Origin of the sequence: Fructobacillus fructosus KCTC 3544 (assembly GCF_001438695.1) — a bacterium.
Classification (GTDB): Bacteria; Bacillota; Bacilli; order Lactobacillales; family Lactobacillaceae; genus Fructobacillus; species Fructobacillus fructosus.
In genome coordinates this window covers 1-390 of sequence record NZ_JQBH01000037.1, presented here as the reverse complement: position 1 = coordinate 390, position 390 = coordinate 1, and the positions used below count along the sequence as shown (strand labels likewise).

At 42.6% G+C, this 390-nt stretch carries 1 protein-coding gene; it reads left to right on the top strand.

Annotation, left to right across the window (positions count from 1 at the left end; all coding sequences use genetic code 11):
- On the top strand, positions 1–386 hold a 386-nt coding region (locus IV71_RS08175; protein ID WP_010691340.1), incomplete at its 5' end, for a hypothetical protein.
- Positions 387–390 lie beyond the last annotated feature (4 nt).

The following is a 390-nucleotide window of genomic DNA, read 5'->3' as shown; positions in this document are numbered from 1 at the left end:
TTGACCCCATGACAGCTTCAAAAATGTTGGCTGCTTATAACAAGGCAACTGGACGAAATAATACAAACACAGGAACGTTCTCATCACTTGCTATGCAGAATGTATCGCTTGAGGAGTTTCAAGATGTGTTGAATTACATGGTGGCTACTTTCTCAAATATTGAGTACATCACTGTTAAATCGCTAGTAAGCAGGTTTGAAGAGCATTTAGACAGCGCTAAGGAACGTGGCTTTGTTGACGGGAAAATACCTGAGAAGAAGGTCAAGCCTAAACCAGGACAAAAGAAAGAGCCACCACTGGCTAAGAACGAAGTTCCTGCAAGCAGTGAACCAGTAGACATGCAGTCTGTTAAAGACATGTTGAAGGGCATTAAGACAAGCGGATAGGAGA